The sequence below is a fragment of the Tenebrionibacter intestinalis genome, assembly GCF_016632365.1.
GTDB lineage: Bacteria > Pseudomonadota > Gammaproteobacteria > Enterobacterales > Enterobacteriaceae > Tenebrionibacter > Tenebrionibacter intestinalis.
Genome location: NZ_JAEPBH010000090.1, coordinates 1 through 3,000, shown reverse-complemented (window position 1 = coordinate 3,000; position 3,000 = coordinate 1). Strand labels below are relative to the sequence as shown.

Below are 3,000 nucleotides of genomic sequence, written 5' to 3'. Positions count from 1 at the left end.
CTGGTTTATTAGCGCTGATTTATGGGGATTCCTCAGCGCTCAAAGCGGGCTTTTTAATGCCTGAAATGCAAGCGTGGGAGGGTGAGAACCCTCGACCAGGGTTCGACAACAGGCGTAGCCTGTTGGACAGACTCTGAGCCTGCGAAGAGGCTGCCCGCAGGGCGAGCTCCGCGAGTCAATCCCTCCCTCACCGCCATATTCAGATAAAAAGCCCGCGATTTCCCCAAAAGCCTTCGTGCTACAGGAAGGCATTCAGATCTTCTCGACGTTCTTCAAATACGGCGCCACATGCCTGGCCTTTCACGTCAACGCCGCCTGTTTCGTCCGCTTATCGCTTAACCGAACAAAACGGCCGGAAAAAATTCTGCTTGACCGAAAAACCCCGACTCCCTATAGTAGCGCCCCGTTGCCCACCGCAGGTGAGTAACAGACAACAATATGGTGAGGTGTCCGAGAGGCTGAAGGAGCACGCCTGGAAAGTGTGTATACGGCAACGTATCGAGGGTTCGAATCCCTCCCTCACCGCCATATTCAGTTAAAAAAGCCCGCTCAAAGCGGGCTTTTTAGTGCCTGAAATGCAAACGTGGGAGGGTGAGAACCCTCGACCTGGGTTCGACAACATGTAAGTACATCGCCTGACCTGCTCCCCCATTGATTAATACGCCCCTGATTTTACAGGCTTTAGATGCGTTGCTGAGTTCTTTAGCCTGATTAAGCAAACCGGCTTTGGGTTTGATGACGGGATTGGTGGTATGAAGCATGAGAGTTACTTCATGTTTTGTATAAGGATTCGTCACCTATGTCAAAACCGGTAACTCGCAACCTTTCAAAGCCATGTTTCAGATCAAGTCGCGAATAATACACTTCATGCTTAATTATTATGATAATAAAAAGCCAATCTGATCCTATGATTGACTTACTTCACACATCAGCCAACTACGACTTAACCTTTATTTTCTCTGGTACATAAATCGAGTGTATTTCCATTTAATATAGTATCATACATCTCTTGAAGCCTAACTTGACTTGTATTTTTATCTGTAAATCTAAATACAGACGCCGCTACATATTCAGGTGATATCTCAAATGAAAGCCACTTACGTTTCAATTGCTCAGCAGCACTTCCTGTTGTATTTGAACCACCAAAAATATCTACAACAAGATCCCCCGGCTCAGTTAACATATTAATGAAAAACTCCGGTAATTTAGATGGGAATCGTGCTGGATGTCCTTTAACACCAATTTTTTTACAACCGGTTAAATAACCCCCGTTAGATTCGGAGTTGGGGATTTGCAATAAGTTTGGAGGTATAGCGCCGCCATTATCTTTGCCAAAGCTGCTGCTTATATCATGTCCTGATGGACGCATTTTTGGGGAATAAAATTTATTAGGATCTTCAATAAGTTTTTTCATCCTGTCACTATATGGAACAAGAACTTTAGTTATATCTGACTTTGGCCATTCGGTTTTGCTAAACCACCAAATTGTGTTAACAGAATCTTTAACACGCAACTTTCTTTTGTTAACCCACTCAATAGGGCTTGGTAGTTTTGAAGGGTTAAACCAATAGAAATCCTCGGCCAGATGGAACCCAACCTCATCAATCATCCTTATCAAAACCCGGAAATTGTAAACACTTCTAACAGGCACGCCTTTCATGTAAGCGCCACCAATATCGACGACAAAGCTACCATCATCTTTTAGCTTCTTAAAAACTAACTCGCCGAATTTTAAAAACCAATCGATGTACTGTACTTGATCGTGATTTCCATATTCTTTCTTACGCTGTAATGCGAAAGGGGGACTTGTCATCACTAAATTTAGGCTGTTATCGGGCATCGATTCAAGCATTTCAAGCGAGTCAGCAATGAACATTGCACCCAAATCTGTTTTGTACGCAGGTTTTTTATCATCGAATATCATAACTGCTACTTATAGTCTGTAGATCTATTGTCATCAAGGCTGCATTGTCTCGCGAATGGAACGAAAGATAAACCCCTCAAGCGCAAGAGTAATTTTTTCCCATAACATCAGAAAGTTAAGGGAGAAACAGGGTTTATCTCAGGAAGCCCTGGCTGACTTAGCAGGCTTGCACAGGACTTACATCGGGTCAGTAGAACGATGTGAAAGAAACATTTCCATTGATAATATCGACCGAATTGCTTCAGCCCTTGGAGTCTCTCCTGGTTCTCTACTGGAGAATAGTCAGGTATGAAATTTGAGTTGCATCAAGATTGGACAAATTTAATTGCACTTTGGCCTCAGATTGAAGAATATCAACGGTTAGCTAATAAACATGGAATCAATGATATATTCCAGGATAACGGAGGAAAACTTCTACAAGTTCTTTTACTTCTCAGTCTTAAAGTTCTTCCCGGGCGAGAAGGTAATGATGCAGTAGATATCACTGGTACCGAGTTTGAATTAAAATCAGTGAATGTTGAGCTAACCAAGAGTTTTTCAACTCACCATCATATGAACCCAACAATAATTGCGAAATATAGAAAAGTTCCGTGGGTGTTCGCAATTTATAGTAACATCACTATTCGTTCGGTTTATTTACTCATGCCTGATGATTTGGAAGTCTTCTATAATAAATGGGAGAGACAATGGCATGAAAGGGATGGTAACGACATAAACAATCCTAAAATACCGGTTAAGTATGTTATCGAGTATGGTAAATTACTCTGGTCAAATGCGACTCCAGAAGAATTACTTTGGACTCCTGAAATCGAAAAACAAATCGATCCTGGGGGTTTTGAAGCGGAAAATTAATAAGTTAGCTTTAATTTATTGCTTTGCCGTCGTTTCCGACCATCTGGGCGTTTCCGTACACAGTCTCTACGAGTGGCCGCAGGTCATCAAACCCGTTAACAGCGAGCAACATGCCCGTTCACCGTTGATGAAGCCCCGTTTAACATCGGGTTTCAGGTGAACGGGACATCGTCTTAACCTTAAATGGAGACTGTAATTAAAATTGTGTAATTGCCTGTTTTTGA

Annotated in this window: 3 protein-coding genes, 1 tRNA gene and 1 other RNA gene; 4 read left to right on the top strand and 1 reads right to left on the bottom strand. The window is 42.4% G+C overall.

Going from position 1 to position 3,000, the window contains the following annotated elements; translation table 11 throughout:
* Window positions 1-61 precede the first annotated feature (61 nt).
* Together JJB97_RS17560 and JJB97_RS17555 are read left to right on the top strand one after the other, a co-directional pair.
* Window positions 62-196: non-coding RNA, RtT sRNA (locus tag JJB97_RS17560), on the top strand.
* A 244-nt stretch (window positions 197-440) separates the two neighbouring features.
* Window positions 441-528: transfer RNA gene (locus JJB97_RS17555), tRNA-Ser, on the top strand.
* A gap of 415 nt (window positions 529-943) precedes the next feature.
* On the opposite strand, the gene JJB97_RS17550 is transcribed toward JJB97_RS17555, so the two are convergent.
* A complete protein-coding gene (locus JJB97_RS17550) occupies window positions 944-1,924 on the bottom strand; it encodes a DNA-methyltransferase (RefSeq protein ID WP_238715371.1) in 981 nt (326 codons plus the stop codon).
* A gap of 55 nt (window positions 1,925-1,979) precedes the next feature.
* Between JJB97_RS17550 and JJB97_RS17545 the strand changes: the two genes are divergently transcribed.
* Together JJB97_RS17545 and JJB97_RS17540 are read left to right on the top strand one after the other, a co-directional pair.
* Window positions 1,980-2,216, top strand: a complete 237-nt coding sequence (locus tag JJB97_RS17545) for a helix-turn-helix domain-containing protein (RefSeq protein WP_238715370.1) — start codon at window positions 1,980-1,982, stop codon at window positions 2,214-2,216.
* Window positions 2,213-2,776: a PDDEXK family nuclease gene (locus JJB97_RS17540; RefSeq protein ID WP_238715369.1), complete on the top strand. Its 564-nt coding sequence runs from the start codon at window positions 2,213-2,215 to the stop codon at window positions 2,774-2,776. The genes JJB97_RS17545 and JJB97_RS17540 overlap by 4 nt, the downstream gene beginning before the upstream one ends.
* Window positions 2,777-3,000: the final 224 nt, after the last annotated feature.